Origin of the sequence: Halomonas sp. DP8Y7-1, from assembly GCF_019801685.1 — a bacterium.
GTDB lineage: Bacteria > Pseudomonadota > Gammaproteobacteria > Pseudomonadales > Halomonadaceae > Halomonas > Halomonas litopenaei_A.
Genome location: NZ_JAHVIN010000014.1, coordinates 192,842 through 209,479, shown reverse-complemented (window position 1 = coordinate 209,479; position 16,638 = coordinate 192,842). Strand labels below are relative to the sequence as shown.

General features: G+C 58.9%; 12 protein-coding genes. 7 read left to right on the top strand and 5 right to left on the bottom strand.

Annotated elements, in window-relative coordinates; translation table 11 throughout:
- Nucleotides 1-81: 81 nt before the first annotated feature.
- Both glyQ and glyS read left to right on the top strand, forming a co-directional pair.
- Nucleotides 82-1,044 carry a glycine--tRNA ligase subunit alpha gene (gene glyQ, locus KUV41_RS17810; RefSeq protein WP_206942105.1) on the top strand — a complete coding sequence of 321 codons (963 nt, stop codon included), beginning with the start codon at nucleotides 82-84 and terminating at the stop codon, nucleotides 1,042-1,044.
- A gap of 2 nt (nucleotides 1,045-1,046) precedes the next feature.
- The gene (gene glyS / locus KUV41_RS17805; RefSeq protein ID WP_222486909.1) at nucleotides 1,047-3,113 is read left to right on the top strand and encodes a glycine--tRNA ligase subunit beta; all 2,067 of its coding nucleotides are present in this window, start codon (nucleotides 1,047-1,049) and stop codon (nucleotides 3,111-3,113) included.
- Between the two features lie 206 nt (nucleotides 3,114-3,319).
- Here glyS and KUV41_RS17800 read toward each other — a convergent pair whose 3' ends face one another.
- The gene (locus KUV41_RS17800; protein ID WP_222486908.1) at nucleotides 3,320-4,417 is read right to left on the bottom strand and encodes an alcohol dehydrogenase catalytic domain-containing protein; all 1,098 of its coding nucleotides are present in this window, start codon (nucleotides 4,415-4,417) and stop codon (nucleotides 3,320-3,322) included.
- 152 nt (nucleotides 4,418-4,569) lie between these two features.
- Between KUV41_RS17800 and KUV41_RS17795 the strand changes: the two genes are divergently transcribed.
- Nucleotides 4,570-5,496, top strand: a complete 927-nt coding sequence (locus KUV41_RS17795) for a LysR family transcriptional regulator (RefSeq protein ID WP_206942102.1) — start codon at nucleotides 4,570-4,572, stop codon at nucleotides 5,494-5,496.
- Nucleotides 5,497-5,615: 119 nt separating this feature from the next.
- On the top strand, nucleotides 5,616-6,188 hold the full coding sequence (gene gmhB, locus KUV41_RS17790; protein ID WP_222162267.1) for a D-glycero-beta-D-manno-heptose 1,7-bisphosphate 7-phosphatase: 573 nt from the start codon (nucleotides 5,616-5,618) through the stop codon (nucleotides 6,186-6,188).
- Between the two features lie 984 nt (nucleotides 6,189-7,172).
- On the opposite strand, the gene gyrB is transcribed toward gmhB, so the two are convergent.
- The 4 genes from gyrB to dnaA all read right to left on the bottom strand — a co-directional run bounded on the left by gyrB (nucleotide 7,173) and on the right by dnaA (nucleotide 13,518).
- Nucleotides 7,173-9,593 carry a DNA topoisomerase (ATP-hydrolyzing) subunit B gene (gyrB, locus tag KUV41_RS17785; RefSeq protein ID WP_206942100.1) on the bottom strand — a complete coding sequence of 807 codons (2,421 nt, stop codon included), beginning with the start codon at nucleotides 9,591-9,593 and terminating at the stop codon, nucleotides 7,173-7,175.
- Nucleotides 9,594-9,604: 11 nt separating this feature from the next.
- A complete protein-coding gene (gene recF, locus KUV41_RS17780; RefSeq protein WP_222162268.1) occupies nucleotides 9,605-10,720 on the bottom strand; it encodes a DNA replication/repair protein RecF in 1,116 nt (371 codons plus the stop codon).
- A 28-nt stretch (nucleotides 10,721-10,748) separates the two neighbouring features.
- On the bottom strand, nucleotides 10,749-11,852 hold the full coding sequence (dnaN, locus tag KUV41_RS17775; protein ID WP_206942097.1) for a DNA polymerase III subunit beta: 1,104 nt from the start codon (nucleotides 11,850-11,852) through the stop codon (nucleotides 10,749-10,751).
- Between the two features lie 193 nt (nucleotides 11,853-12,045).
- On the bottom strand, nucleotides 12,046-13,518 hold the full coding sequence (gene dnaA / locus KUV41_RS17770) for a chromosomal replication initiator protein DnaA (protein WP_222484262.1): 1,473 nt from the start codon (nucleotides 13,516-13,518) through the stop codon (nucleotides 12,046-12,048).
- Between the two features lie 547 nt (nucleotides 13,519-14,065).
- Between dnaA and rpmH the strand changes: the two genes are divergently transcribed.
- From rpmH to yidC, 3 genes are all read left to right on the top strand, one after another.
- Nucleotides 14,066-14,200, top strand: coding sequence for a 50S ribosomal protein L34 (rpmH, locus tag KUV41_RS17765; RefSeq protein WP_008959105.1), 135 nt, complete (start codon nucleotides 14,066-14,068; stop codon nucleotides 14,198-14,200).
- A gap of 11 nt (nucleotides 14,201-14,211) precedes the next feature.
- Nucleotides 14,212-14,637 (top strand): ribonuclease P protein component, encoded by a 426-nt coding sequence (gene rnpA, locus KUV41_RS17760; RefSeq protein WP_206942095.1) that lies wholly within the window; start codon nucleotides 14,212-14,214, stop codon nucleotides 14,635-14,637.
- Nucleotides 14,638-14,837: 200 nt separating this feature from the next.
- Nucleotides 14,838-16,514: a membrane protein insertase YidC gene (gene yidC, locus KUV41_RS17755; protein ID WP_222486907.1), complete on the top strand. Its 1,677-nt coding sequence runs from the start codon at nucleotides 14,838-14,840 to the stop codon at nucleotides 16,512-16,514.
- Nucleotides 16,515-16,638 lie beyond the last annotated feature (124 nt).

Here is a 16,638-nt window from a genome sequence, read left to right as displayed (position 1 = left end):
TGTTGGCGCTGTGCCTATAACCGAATTGCCTGTGATTGTATACTTGACGGCTCGTGAATTCATGGCCAACGGTGCTTCCCAATGACACAGTCGACGCCAGACGTGGCAACCTTCCAGGGCCTGATCCTTGCCCTGCAACAGTACTGGGCCGAACAGGGCTGCGTGATCATGCAGCCGCTGGACATGGAAGTCGGTGCGGGCACCTTTCACCCGGCGACCTTCCTGCGCTCCATCGGACCCGAAACCTGGAACTCCGCGTACGTTCAACCGTCACGCCGACCCACCGATGGCCGCTACGGCGAAAACCCCAATCGCCTGCAGCACTACTACCAGTTTCAGGTGGTCATGAAGCCGTCCCCGGCCAATCTTCAGGAGCTCTACCTGGGTTCGCTGGAGCGACTTGGCATCGACCCCCTGGTGCATGACATTCGCTTCGTCGAAGACAACTGGGAGTCCCCCACCCTGGGTGCCTGGGGCCTCGGCTGGGAAGTCTGGCTCAATGGCATGGAAGTGACCCAGTTCACCTACTTCCAACAGGCTGGTGGCATCGAGTGCTTCCCGGTTACCGGTGAGCTGACCTACGGTCTCGAACGTATCGCCATGTACCTGCAGGACGTGGACAGCGTCTACGACCTGGTATGGGCCATTGCCCCGGACGGCACACGCGTCAGCTATGGCGACGTCTATCTGCAGAACGAGCGCGAACAGTCGACCTACAATTTCGAGCACGCCGACGTGCCCGCCCTGTTCGGCAACTTCGACCATCAGGAAAGCGAGTGCCAGAAGCTGCTGGCAGCCAACCTTCCGCTGCCGGCCTACGAGCAAGTGCTGAAGGCCTCTCATACCTTCAACCTGCTCGACGCCCGTCACGCCATCTCGGTCACCGAACGCCAGCGCTATATCCTGCGCGTGCGCACCATGGCCCGTGACGTGGCCCACGCTTACTACGCCTCACGCAAGGCAGCCGGCTTCCCGCTGGCGCCGGAAGCACTACGGCGTGAACTTCTCGACGACGAACCCCTTGCCGCCCAGGGAGACGCATAAGCATGGCTGCCCATACCCTCCTGGTTGAACTCGGTGTGGAAGAACTTCCGCCCGGAGCCATCGACACCCTTTCCGATGCCTTCGCCGAAGGCATCCGCCGCGGCCTGGTCGATGCCGACGTCGACTTTCAGGCGATCGCCGCCTACGCCTCACCACGACGGCTGGCCGTGACGGTGGAAGCCCTGGCCGACAAGCAGCCCGACCGTGAGATCGAGAAGCGCGGCCCCGCTCTCGCTGCAGCGTTCAAGGACGGTGAGCCGACCAAGGCTGCTCAGGGCTTCGCACGTTCCTGTGGGGTCGAGGTGGACCAGCTGATTCATCTTGAAACCGACAAGGGCACCTGGCTCGGCTTTCGTGAACAGCAGCAGGGGGAAAGCACGGTTGCCCTGCTGCCCGCCATCATCGACAAGGCCGTGTTGGCGTTGCCGGTTCCCAAGAACATGCGCTGGGGCGCTTCTCGCGTAGAATTTTCCCGCCCGGTGCACTGGCTGGTGGCGCTGTACGGTGACGAGGTCGTACCGGCTACCGTACTTGGACTTGAGGCAGGTCGCGACACTCGTGGACACCGTTTCCATGCCCCGGAAGCCATCAGCCTGGGGCATGCTGACGACTATCTGCAGGCGCTCGAGGATGCCTGGGTGCTCGCCGATCGGACCCGGCGCCGCGAACGCATCCGCGAACAGGTGCTGGCCGAAGCCGAGTTGCTCGAAGCCACCGCGGTGATCGACGAAGACCTGCTCATGGAAGTCAGTGGCCTGGTGGAATGGCCAGTGGCGTTGACCGGCAGCTTCGATGAGCGCTTCCTCGACGTCCCCGCCGAATGCCTGATTTCCTCCATGAAGGCCAACCAGAAGTACTTCCACCTGCTTGATGATGAAGGCAAGCTGAAGCCCGCCTTCATCACGGTGTCCAACATTGACAGCCGCGAGCCGGACAAGGTCATCGCGGGCAACGAGAAGGTCATCCGTCCGCGCTTGGCGGATGCCGCCTTCTTCTACGACACCGATCGCAAGCAGCCCCTGGCCAACCGGATCGATGGCCTGGCCAACGTGGTCTTCCAGAAGCAGCTGGGCACCCTGGCCGACAAGGCCGCCCGCAGCGCCGAGGTCGCCGCTCACATTGCCGGCCAGATTGGCGGCGATGCCTCACGTGCACGCCGAGCCACCACCCTTGCCAAGTGTGACCTGGTCACCGAGATGGTCCTCGAGTTTCCGGAGCTCCAGGGCATCATGGGCCGCTACTATGCGCAAAATGATGGGGAAGACCCGGAGGTCGCCCAGGCTCTTGAGGAGCAGTACCTGCCCCGCTTCGCATCGGATGCCATTCCTGCCACTCTGACCGGCAAGGCGCTGGCGATCGCTGATCGACTGGATACCATCACCGGCATCTTTGGCATTGGGCAGCGTCCCAGTGGCACCAAGGATCCTTTCGCGCTTCGCCGTGCCTCCATCGGCGTGCTGAACATCATGGTCAAGGGCGAGCTCAATCTTGATCTACGCGAGCTGCTGGAACTGGCGGTGGCACAGCACGCTTCGCTGCCCAAGGCCGAGGGTCTGGTAGAGGACGTGCTGGGCTATATGCTCGACCGCTTCCGTGCCTGGGCCCAGGACGAAGGCATTGGTGCAGAAGTGTACCTGGCCGTGCGTGCCCGCCCGGTGACTCGTCCCCTGGACTTTGCCCGCCGTCTGCGCGCCGTGGCGCATTTTGCCGGCCGTGACGAGGCCGCGGCACTGGCCGCAGCCAACAAGCGCGTCAGCAATATCCTGAGCAAGCAGCAGCACGATGGTAGCGTGTCAGTGGACGAGAGCCTTCTCAGCGAAGACGCAGAGAAGGCACTGCAGCGTGCTGTCAGTACCTGTGATAGTGAAGTCACCCCGCTGTTCCAGCAGGCGCGCTACAGCGATGCCCTTGATGTGCTGGCAAGCCTAAGAGCCCCGGTGGATGCCTTCTTTGATCAGGTGATGGTCATGGCCGACGACGAAGCCGTTCGCGCCAATCGCCTGGCTCTGCTTGCAAGCCTGCAGGCGCTGTTCTTGGAAGTTGCCGACATCGCGGAGCTTCAGCAATAGCAGGACGCTGTTCTCGCTTGATAGTTTCGGCAAAGGCCGACCCAACATGGGTCGGCCTTTCTCATGTCCTTCGCCAGCGGGAAGGAAGGTACCGCTCAGGGGCTGAATACAGGACATAAGGGCTGACAATGTTTCACGTGAAACATCGCCTTTTCGCCAGAGGTGGTTCCTCCTCGGCAGAGCTGACCGCCAACTCTGACGGAACGTCAGGACACCGTCCGTGTGGCTAGCTCTTCATCGACGATCACCACGTGCTTGCCAAGCGATCCCCGAGAATCGGTACCATCGCTCCTCTCAGCCCCTCGAAACACCTCCGACCAGCGACTCCAAGGTGTACGTCGCCCAATTCTAGGACGCAAGTGATGGCGTTGCATGTGATCCAGTAGGCGCTCGAAATCCAACCGGCTACCCACACTGATGCCTTCAAACTGGAGCAGCTTTCGGATAGCAGGACCAATAACGTCACCGCGAACGTTGCTGCCTTCAAGGAAACCCAGCAAGGCAACGCGGCCATTGGTCGCCATCGATGGCAAGATAATGTCTACCAAGAACTGGCCGCCCACCGTATCCAACGCGACGTCCACACCCTGGCCATCCGAGGCTGACAGGATACTCTCCACCAGATCGTCGCTGTCCTGGTGACGATGGATCACAGCAGCCGCTCCCATGGCCACAAGTTGTGGGGATAGCTCCGGTCTCGAGGTGACGACCAACGCTCGCGCCCCGCCGGACGCAGCAAGTTCAAGCGCCTGCAGTGAGACATTGCCAGTTCCGGGCAACAGTACATGCTGCCCTTCCAGCCCAACGAGCCCTCGTAACGCTCTCCAGGCAGTGACGCCAGAGATGGCCAGTGCCGCCGCCTGCTCCAGGCGCCACCCCACCGGTACGCGCAGCAGCGCGCGACGCGGCATCACCACTTCCTCCGCCAGCCAACCGTCACTTGGCCCACCCACCTTGGAGTCGTGAAATGCGGGACGGAAGGACCCTGACTGCCAGTCCACCACATAGTGCCCAAGCACGGCATCGCCATCCTTCAAGTCATCGACCTCGGCTCCGGTCTCGATGACGACGCCCGCCCCTTCTGACAGAGGAATATAGGGGCGGCGCATATTTGGCAGGTAGTTCCCTGCCTGAAGCGCCACATCACGAAAGTTGACCCCTGCCGCAGCGACTCGAATTCGCACCTCATCCGGCCTCAGTACTGCACGAGCGTCATATTGCGCCTTTACCCCCTCGGGCCCCGTGCGTACTGAGCGAAGTGCTTTGACGGAAACTCCTGCTCCCCCACTCTCTGTCATGGTCATCACCTTACTCCCCTCATTCCTGGAAGCGTTAAGCATCAGGGACAACATTGACCAGCACCATCGAAGCATCCGCAAACGCGTGTTGCGCTACACTCAAGAATCAGAGAATACCTCGTCGGTCGACGAAGGCCCCCTGTCCCAGGAAGACTCCGATGCCGTCTCACCATGACACCCAACTGTCTGGCCTTATCGCACTTCTCGAGGTGGCACGGCATGGTTCGCTCAGAGCTGCAGGAGAGCACCTCAACCTCACCAGTGGAGCGATCAGCCGTCGACTAGATGCCTTGGAAGATCGCCTTGGTGTCCCGCTGCTGCTAAGGACAACTCGGCGCGTGACCCTGACCGACGCGGGCCATGCCTACCTGGAGCAGGCGGTACCGGCCCTCGGCATACTGGAAAACGCCGAACAGTCCCTCAAGGGCCAGCAAGATCATCCTGCGGGAACGCTGAGAGTCTCACTCCCCGTCAACTTCGGTCGCCTGCACATTGCGCCGATCCTTCCCGACTTTCTCATCAGATACCCGGATATCCGTCTGGAAGCAGACTTCGATGATCGTTTTGTCGATATTCTGGAATCAGGTCATGACCTGGCCGTTCGGGTTGGATCTCTCGAGGATTCAAGACTCGTCGCCTTCCCCCTCGCCTCTGACGAACGGCTTCTGGTGGCATCGCCCCATTACCTGCAGCGCTATCGAACGCCCTTGCATCCGCTTGATCTGCTCGAGCACAACTGCCTTCACTACACGCGGTTCCAGGGCATTCAGCGATGGCGCATGCGTAGGGGGGAGGACGTCCACAGCCTCCCTATTCGAGGAAGCTTCCGTTCCAACTATGGACATGCACTCGTTATCGCTGCCGAAGCTGGCCTCGGTATCCTGCACACGTCCAGAGCGATCGTTCAGAACCAGATGGAACAGGGACGCCTGACGAGGGTTCTTGCTGACTGGTCGCTACCGGATATCAGCGTGCATGCTCTCACGCCAAATCGTCATCCTCCCCTCCGTGCCCGCCTGTTCATTGAGTTCTTGCGCACGGCGCTGAATCACTCAACGTATCGTCCCCTGCAGCATGACAGCTAGTGAGAAGCCACCCGACGACAACGGCATTGCGGTGATTGTTTCACGTGAAACATCGCTCTACACTGCTGTGATCCTGCTCAGCACTCGCCATCCACACACTACTTCCAGCAGACTCCGATATGCCCCAGGGACTCGTCATTCTCGATCGTGACGGAGTGATCAACCGTGACTCCGACAACTACATCAAATCACTGGATGAGTGGGTGGCTTATCCAACGGCCATTTCGGCTATCGCACGTCTGACACAGGCGGGCTGGCAAGTTGCCGTTGCTACCAACCAGTCAGGCATCGGCAGAGGATATTATGATGTCGCGACTCTCGAGCTGATGCATGCGCGGATGACCTCTCTGGTTGAAGCTCAGGGCGGCAACATTGACCATATTGCCTACTGCCCCCACGTCGACACCGACCAGTGCGACTGCCGCAAGCCACTACCGGGTCTGCTCCTGCAAATCCAGTCGGCATTAGGCTTGGAAACCCTGAGAGGGTGCTGGATGGTAGGTGATAGCCTGCGTGATCTTCAGGCGGGCGACGCGGTGGGCTGTCGCCAGGCCTTGGTCCGCACCGGTAAGGGTGAGCGGACGCTTGCTAAGCACCCGGAGCTTCAGGCAGCGACGAGTCACGTTACGGTCTATGACGACCTCGCCCACTTCGTCGACGTGTTGCTATCTGCGACCCATCACGCCGACTGAGCCACAGAACATGTAAAAGAGGCCGGACAGTTTGTGCATGCACTACACGGCTGCTCGGTTCTCGGCATGTGCGGTATCAGACTAGCTGTCATCGAAGCGCGGACATGCCTGCGTAGAACGTTGTAGTCCTTTGAGATCCGTAGATACCGGTCTGACTCACCCATGAGTGCAGTCTATAGGGCACCCGCAAGAAGGCATATCCCGCGCCCAATCGCCGTCATTTATCGCTGGCATTCGATCATATCGATGTTTCACGTGAAACATGTCGGCGTAGAACGGATCCTGGTGTCTCTCTGGTGCACCCTTCAAATTTCTGCAAAAGTACGCGCAGTAAATTGGCGTCACCTTCGTGAATTCAATGAGTTATGAAACATCATCGTGGCAAAGCCAGCGCAGCCCACGTTACCATTTAACGTTGCCAGGTCCATCTTCTCAGGGGTTTTCACCCCATCTCTTCTGTTAGCGTAAACAGCTTGCTCCTCCCCTGGCGGCTTGCCATCAACGCGCTCCGCTATTCTTTTCTCCTCTCCTCTTCCCTTCCCTTCCCTTCCCTTCCCTTCCCTTCCCTTCCCTTCCCTTCCCTTCCCTTCCCTTGAAGAGGGTGCCACCGCCACATCGGGACACAACCCACAGAAGGCATACGCTATCTAGAAATATTATTCACAGGCGCGTTCCGAAAAAGGCATCAACAGACGTTTTACGCGCAACGTTATCCACAGCTGGGATCCAGGAAACACTATGTATATCAATTGGCTTCAATCGCGCCTCCAGACGCTGTCCACAGGGAAATTGATCTGGGAGGCTTGATCTAAAATGTCCGGTCAAGGGTTCGTCATCCGGGCTCTTCACCGCGACTCTGCAACATGCATCCCGGCAAGTTTTATCCATCGCTCACGAAAAAGCCCGACCTGAGAACAGATCGGGCTCTTCCTGGGACGATGTTTCACGTGAAACATCGAAGCCACCATGCTCCAACTGGACTATCTACACGTCCAGGTTGGCCACCAGTGCATTGCGCTCGATGAAGTCACGGCGTGGCTCGACCTCATCGCCCATCAGGGTGTTGAACATCATGTCCGCCGCCACGGCATCCTCGATCGACACACGCAACATGCGGCGGGTGTTGGGATCCATCGTGGTTTCCCAAAGCTGTTCCGGGTTCATCTCCCCCAGACCTTTGTAGCGCTGAATAGAAAGGCCACGCTGGGATTCATGCATCAGCCAGTCCAGCGCCTCATAGAAGGTCTTCACGGGCTTCTTGCGCTCACCCCGTGCCACGTACGCCCCCTCTTCAAGCAGCCCTTCCAGAGTCTCACCCAGGCCTGCAATGGCCTTGTAGTCAGCGCTGGTGAAGAAGTCGAGTCCCCACACATAGTCGGTGGTTACACCGTGAGCGATCAGCGTCACGGCAGGCAGGAAGACTCCCCTTTCGTCATCTTCCTGGAGCGAGAAGGTATAACGCGGGCCACCTTCATAGGCGACCAGGTCATCCATTTCCTTCTGCAGGTGCTCGATCCAGTTCTGCATGGTAACTCTGTCACGCAGACTGTTTTCACCGTCGAGCTTGGCCGCGTGCACAATCTTGCGCAGCACCTCGCTGGGATAGACCCTGGACAGACGATCGATCCGCTTCATCACGTCACGATACTGATTCACCAGAGTTTCAAGTTGAGCGCCAGTAATGCCCGGGGCATCCTCGCTGACACACAGACGCGCACCATCCAGCGCTGTCGTGGTCAGGTAGTCAGTCATCGCCTGCTCATCCTTGAGGTAGAGCTCTTGCTTGCCGCGCTTGATCTTGTACAGCGGCGGCTGAGCAATAAAGACATGACCACGCTCGATCAGCTCGGCCATCTGCCGGAAGAAGAACGTCAACAGCAGCGTACGGATGTGCGATCCATCCACATCGGCGTCGGTCATGATGATGATCGAGTGATAACGCAGCTTATCTGGGTTGAACTCCTCACGCCCGATACCGCAGCCAAGCGCGGTGATCAGCGTACCCACCTCGGCGGAGGACAACATCTTGTCGAAACGTGCTTTCTCGACGTTAAGAATCTTGCCCTTCAGCGGCAGGATGGCCTGGGTGCGTCGATCACGCCCTTGCTTGGCGCTGCCACCGGCAGAGTCACCCTCTACCAGGTAGAGTTCAGACAGGCCGGGATCCTTCTCCTGGCAGTCTGCCAACTTGCCGGGTAGGCCAGCGATATCCAGCGCGCCCTTGCGGCGAGTCATATCGCGGGCCTTACGTGCAGCCTCTCGGGCCCGGGCAGCGTCAAGCATCTTGTTGACGATAGCCTTGGCCTCATTCGGCCGCTCTACCAGATATTCCGAGAATGATCTTCCAAGCTCCTGTTCCACCGCCGTTTTTACTTCGGAGGAAACCAGCTTGTCCTTTGTCTGGGAAGAGAACTTCGGGTCAGGTACCTTGACCGAGATGATCGCCGTCAAACCCTCCCGGGCATCATCGCCGGAAGTGCTGACCTTCATCTTCTTCAACAAGCCTTCAGACTCGATGTAATGATTAAGTGTGCGAGTCAAAGAAGCACGGAAGCCCGCCAGGTGCGTGCCACCATCCCGCTGCGGGATGTTATTGGTATAGCAGAAGATATTCTCGGCAAAGGTGTCATTCCACTGCATCGCCACCTCGACCGCGACACCATCTTCCCGCTCCACATTGAAGTGGAAGACGGGATTCAGCACGGTCTTGTTCGTATTGAGGTGATCGACGAAAGCCTTGAGCCCGCCTTCGTAGTGAAACAGTTCTTCCTTGCCGCTCCGTTCATCAAGCAGGCGGATGGCAACCCCAGAGTTCAGGAAGGACAGCTCGCGCAGACGCTTGGCCAGGATATCGTAATGGAATTCGATATTACCGAATGTCTCAGGCGACGGGCGGAAGTGGACACGTGACCCGGTCTTCTCGGTCTGTCCCACGACGCTAAGCGGAGCATCAGGCACACCGTGACGATACACCTGCTCGTGCACCTGCCCAGCGCGCCAGATGGTGAGCTTGAGCTCTTCTGACAACGCGTTGACAACAGACACGCCTACGCCGTGAAGGCCGCCGGAGACCTTATAGGAGTTGTCATCGAACTTACCGCCAGCGTGCAGGACCGTCATGATGACCTCTGCAGCGGACACGCCTTCCTCTTCGTGGATATCCGTCGGAATGCCGCGGCCGTTATCGCTCACGGTGATGGACTCATCCGGATGGATGATCACCTTGATTTCGCTACAGTGTCCGGCCAGCGCCTCGTCGATGGAGTTGTCCACCAGCTCGAACACCATGTGATGAAGGCCAGTACCATCATCGGTATCGCCGATGTACATCCCGGGCCGCTTGCGTACGGCATCCAGGCCTTTCAGTACCTTGATGCTCGATGAGTCGTAAGCTTGTTCGCTCATTGACCACTCCGTCATGAAGTCTGTCTGTCTATGGCCTGCAGCTGGCCTCGTCCATCGGCGAGATGTTTCACGTGAAACATTGCCAAGGGTGTATCGGGCTGCCACAGGTCGGCCAGCACCTCGTGATCCACGCTGGTAATAAAGGCCTGGCACCGCATCCGCTCCAGCCACTGGCAAAAGACCTTGCGATGGTCATGGTCCAGTTCGGCGGGCAGATCGTCGATCAGGTAAAGACAGGTTCGCCCCGTCAACCTTTCCAGCATCCTTCCTTGTGCAAGCTTGAGTGCGCTCACGACGAGTTTCTGCTGTCCTCGTGAAAGCACTTCTACAGCCGGGCGCTTGCCGAGCCTGATGGAGAGGTCAGCTCTCTGCGGACCCTGCTGGGTAAATCCCATCTGACGATCAGTGTCCCTGGCACCTTCCAATACCTCGGACAGCGAGCGCTGACGATCCCACCCACGGGTGTAGCGCAAACGTAATTCCGGCAGGCTAATCAAGCCTTCGAGGGTTTCGTGGAAGATGGGGGAAAAGGCATCGACCCACTCATCGCGCAGTGCGTCCATCCTCTCCCCTGAAACTGCCAGCTCATGCTCCCAGACTGCCAGCGTCTGGGCGTCCATTCTACCATGCCTGAGCAGGGCATTCCGATGTTTCAAGGCCCGTCTAAAGCGCTGCCAGGCTCCCAGAAAGTCATGTTTCACGTGAAACACTCCCCAATCGAGAAACTCGCGACGCCCGGCTGGAGGACCTTCCAACAAACGGAATGCATCCGGATTGATCAACTGGAGGGGGAGCGTTTCGACAAGCTGTGACAGGCGCTCGACGCGCTCACCGCCAATACGCAAGGTGAGCTCACTCTCATGCCGGCACCGACGCAGTCCGATGGCCACCGGAGGATCTCCGGCCAGGCGCCCATGCAGGACGAGCGTATCAACCTCGTGATGCAGCACCTGGGCGAGCTTGCGGGCACGGAAGGAGCGCCCCATGCCCAGCAGGTGAATCCCTTCAAGCAGGCTGGTCTTGCCACTGCCATTCCGGCCAGTGATCAAGTTGATTCCTGGCGAAGGCAAAACATCAAGGGCCTGCAGATTACGCAGGCCCTGAAACACCAAACGGTCTAACGGCATGTATCAGCCTTGAGCACGGCACATGACATCAAAGGCGCATCGGCATCACGACGTAGAGCGCATCACCACCACCCGGCTCTTCCATCAATGCACTGCTGTTAGGGTCGCCCAAGGTCATCTGCACCCGGTCTTCACCGACAGCATTGAGAACATCGATCAGATAGCCGACGTTAAAGCCGATCTCCATGGCAGGTCCGCTGTACTCGATAGCAATGTTCTCTTCGGCTTCTTCCTGCTCAGGGTTGTTGGCCATCACCCTCAAGTTGCCTTCCTCAAGGTTCAGACGAACGCCACGATACTTCTCGTTGGAAAGAATCGCGGTGCGCGACAGGACCTGACGAAGCTCGGCTCGCTCGGCAATGAAGACCTTGTCACCGCCCTTCGGGACCACTCGCTCATAGTCCGGAAACTTCCCGTCTACCAGCTTGGAGGTGAAGGTAAAGTCACCGGTGTGGGCGCGAATATGGGTCGAGCCGAGGGTCAGACTGACGGGCTCTTCCGAGTCATCCAATAGACGCACCAGTTCCAGGACGCCCTTGCGAGGCACGATCAGCTTCTGGGAAGCACTGACCTGGATGTCGGCGGGCCGAGAGCACACCGCCAGACGGTGGCCGTCGGTCGCGACGGAGCGAACCAGGTTAGGGGCGAACTCCAGCAGCAGACCATTCAAGTAATAGCGCACATCCTGCTGTGCCATGGCGAATGAGGTCGCATCGATAAGCTGCTTGAGCGTCCCCCGCGGAAGCGCCAACTCTACGCTGCTCTGGCCATCTTCGATATTCGGAAACTCAGCCACCGGAAGCGTCGACAAGGTAAATCTCGAACGCCCACTTCGCAGAACGGCACGACCATCCTCGATGGACAGCTCAAGTTCAGACTGATCCGGTAGTGACTTGCAGATATCCATCAGCTTGCGCGCCGGAACTGTGATCGCGCCGGGCTCGTCGACCTGGCTAGCGACAGTGCGGCCGACCAGCTCAACCTCTAGATCGGTACCGGTCAGCGCGACTTCGTCTTGCTCGACCTGGATCAGCACATTGGAAAGCACCGGCAAGGTCTGCCGACGCTCGACCACGCCGGCGACCAGCGTCAACGGCCGCAGTAGCGCTTCGCGGGAGATGGAAAATTTCATGTCGGCTCCACTTCTTGTCCGAGAGAGTGAGACGGGGTATCAGTCAGTGACATAACTACGGCGCCACAGGCGCTGCGTGTCTTGGTGGCATAGTATCGCCCAGGGTCAGACGTCATCGATACATCCATGGCCCCGGGCAACCCCTCTGGGGTGTGATGACACAGCATTGAATGCCGTGGTTGGCCACTCAGCCTCAGCTTGTCAGCAACCGCAGCAGGTTCTTGTAGTCTTCACGGATGTCGGCATTTTCTTCCTGCAACGCCTGAACCTTTCGGCAAGCATGCAGCACGGTGGTGTGGTCACGGCCCCCAAAGGCATCCCCGATTTCGGGCAGGCTATGGTTCGTCAGCTCCTTGGCCAATGCCATGGCGACCTGACGCGGGCGAGCCACTGAACGCGAACGTCGCTTCGACAGAAGGTCGGCCAGCTTGATCTTGTAATACTCAGCGACAGTTCGCTGAATATTGTCCACGCCTACCTGCTTGTCCTGGAGGGCCAGCAAATCCTTGAGCGACTCCCGAATAAAGTCCTGGGTAATCGGCTTGCCCATGAAGTGCGAGTCAGCGATGACTTTCTTCAGGGCACCTTCCAGCTCGCGTACATTCGAACGGATCTTCTGGGCAATGAAGAACGCCGCATCGTGGGGCAAGTCGACCTTTGCCTGATCCGCCTTCTTCATCAAGATCGCGACTCGCGTCTCGAGCTCGGGGGGCTCGATGGCAACCGTCAGGCCCCAGCCAAAGCGAGACTTGAGGCGTTCCTCGACCCCACTGATCTCCTTGGGATAGCGGTCAGACGTCAGAATCATCTGCTGACCACCTTCAAGCAGCGCATTGAAGGTATGGAAAAATTCTTCCTGGGAGCGTTCCTTGCCGGCAAAGAACTGGATGTCATCGATCAACAGCGCATCGACACTACGATAGAAACGCTTGAAATCGTTGATGGCATTCAGCTGCAGCGCCTTGACCATATCGGCAACGAACCGCTCGGAATGGAGATACACCACTCTGGCGTTCTCACGGCGCCCAGCCAGCGCGTTACCGACCGCGTGCATCAAGTGTGTCTTACCAAGACCCACCCCACCGTACAGGAACAAGGGATTGTAGGCACCGCCGGGGTTTTCCGACACCTGGCGAGACGCGGCTCGAGCCAGCTGGTTTGACTTGCCCTCGACGAAGGTCTCGAAGGTGAAATTGGGGTTCAGGCCGCTGGAGTGCTTGAGGCTACCCTCTACCTGTACCTGACGCTCCCCTCCAGCGGAGCGCGCCACCGGGTCGTTGCCCTCGTCCCGCAGCCGATCGACTTCCCTTTCATCGCCGACATCGCCACGGGGTGGGGTATGCACCGCTGGGGCACGTGGCGCGCTGGCGGAGACCGGATCACCCAGATCCCGCGTCTGGGGAGCGGGCGACGCTGCCCGTCGGCTACCCACAGTGAGCATCACTTTAGGCGGCTTTGCCGGCGCAAGCTCCCGCATCAACTCACTGATTCGCTTTGCATACTTGTCACTGACCCAATCGCGCACAAAGCGATTGGGTGCCAGCAGCCGAAGCTGATTGGACTCCCCTTCTTCCGCCTGCAATGGGCGAATCCAGGTGTTGAACTGCTGGGAACTCAGTTCATCCTGAAGGGTTTGTAGACACTGTTGCCAGAGAGCGAGCGACACGCGAGCTACCTTGGTTGAAGAACGACCGCATATTGTAGCTGCGTCTGAACGAGTTATCCACACGACTTGAGGACCTGAAAAACATTGTGGACAACACATGTTTGCTACCCATGATGAGTCGGGGACAAGCTGAACGCATCATCCGTGCTGTGGATAATCTCGCATCCTGTCCACCTTCCTTGCACCGGCTGCCCTCAGCTGCTCAACGTCTTCTCCACATTCTTATTTGCAACGCAACATGATGATATGTTGATAGTTGTATGGCTTATCCACAATCTTTATCCCCAGTAATAATCACAACATCAGTCAAGAACTTCCTTTAGTAGTAGTGTTAAGGAAGCGCTGCTCTGTGAAGTCACAAGCCCCCACATCGCCAGCGACCGGCGCGCACTCCTCGATGTCGGGCGCTCAGTGAAAAGATTGCACCCGGGGCTTGAAATCACTAAAATGTCCGGTCTTGAGCCGAATACCCCCGGAGGCCCGAGCGGATTCCGGGCGCCTCTGGATGTCTATCCGTTCCAAAAAACCACTGTGGGATTAACGAGTTATGAAGCGCACATTCCAACCGAGCGTTCTCAAGCGCAAGCGCGCGCACGGCTTCCGTGCTCGCATGGCTACCAAGAACGGCCGCGCCGTTCTGGCACGTCGCCGTGCCAAAGGCCGCAAGCGCCTGAGCGCCTAAGCAGGTCCTGCGTGACCTGTCTGACCTTTCCCCGGCACTGCCGCTTGCTGACTGCCGGGGACTACCGCCGTGTGTTTGATGGGGCGGTGTACAAGGTTCACGGCAAAGGCCTGATGGCGCTGGCTGTTCCCAATGAACTGGGGCACCCGCGCCTGGGCCTTGTCTTCAGCAAGAAGAACGTACGCCGAGCGGTAGATCGCAACCGACTGAAGCGACTGGCTCGAGAGTCCGTTCGCCATGCCCAGCACCGACTTCCCTCTGTGGATATCGTCCTGCTGGCCAGACGTGGCATCAACGAGGCCGACAACGATACCGTGCAGCGACAATTGTTCGGTATGTGGCGTCGCCTTGAACGAGAGGCTGAAAAGTCACGACTCTCGAAAGATCCTCGCCAGGCCGGTGCTGCCCAGCCAGAGCCGCAGCGACGCCGCAGCTAGGTAGTGAGAGACTGTGCAATGCCGACCACACTCCGTCTGAGCATGAGCGAGTCCCTCTCCTGGCCCCTTGACGTCACCTCTCGCGACGCGGAACGTCTTCGTACGAATCTTGGCCTGCCTCTGGCAGGCTTTCGTGTATTTCACGCAGGCGTCTCGCGTGACGCCATCGGCATGTTCACTTCCCTTCGGGCAGACCCCTCATGGACGTAAAACGACTACTCCTGCTGATACCCCTGGCGGTGCTCGCCTATCTGATCATGGTGCAGTGGAACCAGGATTATGGTCAGCCGCCGAGCACTCCCGATGCTCCGGCTATCACCAGCAACGCAGCAGATGCCAGCGACGCTTCTTCTTCTCAAGGCCTCGCGGCACCCAGTTCCGCCAATGATGTTGGCAGTGAACTGCCGGGCAGCAGCGAGCCCGCCGCCAATAGTCGAGATCTCGTCGCGGTCATCACCGACGTGCTCGACGTACGCATTGATCCTCAAGGTGGCGATATCGTCTACGCCGCCTTGCCGCAGCACCTGATGAGCCAGGACGGAGATCGTCCTTACGTGCTGCTGTCCAACAACAGCACGCTGAGCTACGTCGCACGTTCAGGGCTTCAGCTTGATGGCAACAGCGGCCGCATCGCCTTTGCCCCGGAGAAGACCGAATATCGCATGGTCGATGGCCAGGACAGCCTGCAAGTCGACATGACCGCCACCGTCAACGGCATCGATATCATCAAGCGCTTTACCTTCAAGCGTGACGACTATGCGGTCAATGTCTCCTACCTGCTGGCCAATGGTGGCGAGTCCGCCGTCAGTGCACGCTTCATCGGGCAACTGGCACGGGACAACAACCCCGATCCTTCAACGGGTCCCAAGATGGGCATGCGTTCCTTCCTGGGTGCTGCCTATTCGTCACCGAACAACCGCTACGAAAAGATCGATTTCGAGGACATCCAGGCCGGGAACTTCCAGAATCGTGAAGTCGAGGGCGGCTGGGTCGCCATCATTCAGCACTACTTCACCTCTGCCTGGGTGCCGCCGCAGCAGCAGGACAATCTTTTCTACGCTGCCACCGATAGTCAGGACCGTAACGTCGCCGCCTTCGCTGGTCAGTCTCAGACGCTGGAACCGGGGGCAGAAGCCAGCCTTGGCGCGACCCTGTACATGGGCCCCAAGGTCCAGGAGCGCCTCGAGGCCGTTGCCCCCAACCTGGAGCTGACGGTCGATTTCGGCTGGCTGTGGTTTATCGCCAACCCGTTGTTCTGGCTGCTGGATCATATCCACAGCCTGATCGGCAACTGGGGCTGGTCCATCGTGATCCTGACCATCATGGTCAAGGCTGCCCTGTGGCCGCTGTCTGCCAAGGCCTACAAGTCCATGGCACGCATGCGCAAGCTGGGTCCGGAAATGCAGCGTCTCAAGGAGCGCTTCGGCGATGATCGCCAGAAGATGTCTCAGGAGATGATGAAGTTCTACCAGAAGGAAAAGATCAATCCTCTGGGTGGCTGTTTGCCGATCCTCATCCAGATGCCGGTGTTCATCGCGCTTTACTGGATGCTGCTGGAATCCGTCGAGCTGCGCCATGCACCGTTCATGCTGTGGATTCAGGATCTGTCGGTGAAGGACCCGTACTTTGTGCTGCCGATCCTGATGGGGGCATCAATGTTCGTGCAGCAGCTGCTCAACCCGACTCCTCCGGACCCGATGCAGGCGAAGATCATGAAGATGCTGCCGATCGTCTTCACCTTCTTCTTCCTGTGGTTCCCTGCAGGTCTGGTCATCTACTGGGTGTGCAACAACTGCATCTCGATCGTTCAGCAGTATGTGATCACCCGCAAGATCGAGGACGACCCCGAGGTCGGCAAGGGCTTGAAGACCAAGTAAGCCCCGTGTGATCAGCAAGTGAACCCCCGCCTCGGCGGGGGTTTGTCGTTTCAGGCCGGCGAGCCTGACAGGCGTGTCCCGCCAGGCTGGCAATGCGCTGTCAGGCACCCGACAATAGGCCCAA